Origin of the sequence: Synechococcus sp. R6-10, assembly GCF_047461815.1 — a bacterium.
Classification (GTDB): Bacteria; Cyanobacteriota; Cyanobacteriia; order Thermostichales; family Thermostichaceae; genus Thermostichus.
Genome location: NZ_JANSHW010000078.1, coordinates 1 through 2,332 on the forward strand (window position 1 = coordinate 1; position 2,332 = coordinate 2,332).

Genomic DNA, 2,332 nt, shown 5'->3' on the forward strand with positions numbered 1-2,332 from the left:
GCCGCCACCACCACCGCGATCATCACGGTCAGCACTAAGCTGCGCAGTTGCCACAGCAGCAGCAACAGCATCCCTGTGGCCACCACCAGGGCTACGGAGGATACGGAGATGGTCAATTGTCTTCGGCTCATCATCTGGCTGGGTTCTCTTCGGGGGGGCGTTCAAGCCCCCCTAGGTAACAGATGGCTCTACCATCCTGGCCTGGCTTGGACGAACTTGCCAAATGCTCCTGGGCAAAGACCCCAAACCCAGCGCTTCAGATCCTCAGCAAAAACCCCGCCAGAGCTGAGCTACCGCAACAGTTCCCTCCGCACCGCTTCTACATATTCCAGCAGCCCCGGGGATCCCGTGCCGGAAGCCCGCCACAACATCAAAGCGCTACCCAAATCGGAAGCGGCACCAGCCCTATCCTCTCCCTGGTAAGCGCGCGCCATACCGCGGTGGTAGTAACCTTCAGCCCGCTGGGGCTGCACCTCGATAGCCCGGCTGAAATCCTGAACGGCCAAATTGAAGTCGCAGATGCTGGCCCACATCAGGCCGCGATGGACATAGGCCTCGAAAAGATCGGCAGCACTTTGATTTTGCTTGGCCAGCTCAATGGCCAGGTGAGACACATCAAATGCCGATTCCAGATGGCCTTGTTCGGCCCAAATGCGGGAGCGGATCAAGTGCAATTGCGGGTTGTGATAGGCAATCCGATCCAGGGGAGACAAGGTCGCCAGAGCCTGCTCAGGTTCTTGCAAACGCTCGTGTTGGATTTTGGCCTTGAGCAAATAGGCTTCAGCCAGGTAGGGATCCAAAGCAATAGCAATATCCAGATCCCGCAGAGCGGAGCGCATCAGGTAAGCAATGGCAGAAGCATGCTCCGGCTGCGGTAAAGCAGCAGGATCCTCCTGAGACTGACGCCAGAAGTATTGCGCCCGTTGCAGATAAAGTTGCGCATTTCCCGGCTCCTGCTGGATGAATTGGGTTAGCCGCGCCAGCTCATTGGGAACATCCGCCTGAGCAGAGAATGGAGAAAGGGTAGGATCCTGACGCCGAGGCCGTGCCGACAGGGCAGGGCTTGAGCTGGAACGGCCAACACCCCCGGCGGGCTGGGGAGCTGCCTGCTGTACCAGCAACTGATGAGCCTGCTGCTGGTGAGCTAGAGAGCGCTGCTCAAGCTGCTGTACCCGTTCTTGCAGCTGGGCTTGCCGCATGAGCCAAGATCCAGAACCTGCTTCATCTTCAAACAAGGCCTGGGATGACGGCAGAGAGTGCTCCCAAGCTTGTAGAGAAACCTCAGTGACAGGACTCTGGCTCTTACGAGATGAGGTCAACCAGCCACCTTCGCCAATCAAAAACGGCAAAGACAGCAAACCCAACAGCGCCGAGCCGGAGAACAAAAGACTGGGCCTAAGCATGGATCCCACCCCTTGAAATAGCCTAGAAATGAAGAGTTGCCTCTAAACTAGTTCGCCACAGCCGCAGTGTCCAGACTTTCGGCGATACCCGTCCTGCCCCAAGACCTGGAAACTCCCCTCTAGGGGATTCTGCCACCCGCCAGATCCACCAACTCCACGCGGCGATTCTTCGCCCGGCCTTCCTCAGCGGTGTTGCTGGCCACAGGAGCAGAGAACCCCACACCAACCGGATAAAGGCGGCGCTGCTCGATACCCAGCTGAACCAACCGGTTGACAACCGCCTCGGCCCGGCGTCGCGAGAGACCTAGGTTGTAGTCGAAGCTACCGGTTGCATCGGTATGACCGACCACGAGGATGCTGAGGTCGGTGCGCTCGCGCATCAGCTTGGCGATCTCGGCAAGGGTGGGCTCGGCAGCCGCTTCGATTTGATCCGAGTCATAGGCAAAGAGAATGCCGTAGAGGAAGTGCCACCCTTACCTTGCTTGATGAAGACCGACAGCATCCCGACGATCCGAACAAGGGCAAGGAAGAAAGCTAATCCCTCTGCGGATAGGGCTTTGTGGGCAGGTTGACACGGGAAGCCCCTCGGATCCAGGGAAAGGGGAAGTATCGCAATGACCTCTGGGCCAGGGGGGATCCCTTCAGCGCCGTCGTCTGGAGCAGCGACGCAGTAACCAACTGGCGGCGGCCCGGTCGCCTTCATCCCATGCCAACCGCTCCACGGCCACCATCACCATCGAGGTGATTACAGCTTCACTTAAATGGCGAGAACGCAAATGCTGCACGGCTGAAGTGGCGGCCTCCAGGTCGCGTCTGCGAATGGCGCGGAGCAGCTCATCAGACATAGACCAAGCCAACGAGCCTCACTTCCTTTCTGCCCCCTTTCTACCCCAAGAGCCAAAAATTTCCCTTTTCCTTCACCTGCTTGT

3 protein-coding genes are annotated in these 2,332 nt (G+C 58.4%); all 3 read right to left on the bottom strand.

The annotated features are described in order from the left end of the window. Positions 1–290: 290 nt before the first annotated feature. The 3 genes from NW837_RS02645 to NW837_RS02655 all read right to left on the bottom strand — a co-directional run bounded on the left by NW837_RS02645 (position 291) and on the right by NW837_RS02655 (position 2,248). The gene (locus NW837_RS02645) at positions 291–1,199 is read right to left on the bottom strand and encodes a hypothetical protein (RefSeq protein ID WP_414329144.1); all 909 of its coding nucleotides are present in this window, start codon (positions 1,197–1,199) and stop codon (positions 291–293) included. A gap of 323 nt (positions 1,200–1,522) precedes the next feature. Then, positions 1,523–1,855, bottom strand: a complete 333-nt coding sequence (locus tag NW837_RS02650; RefSeq protein WP_414329145.1) for an OmpA family protein — start codon at positions 1,853–1,855, stop codon at positions 1,523–1,525. A gap of 189 nt (positions 1,856–2,044) precedes the next feature. Next, entirely contained in the window at positions 2,045–2,248 is a 204-nt protein-coding gene (locus tag NW837_RS02655; protein ID WP_041436260.1) for a hypothetical protein, read from the bottom strand. Positions 2,249–2,332 lie beyond the last annotated feature (84 nt).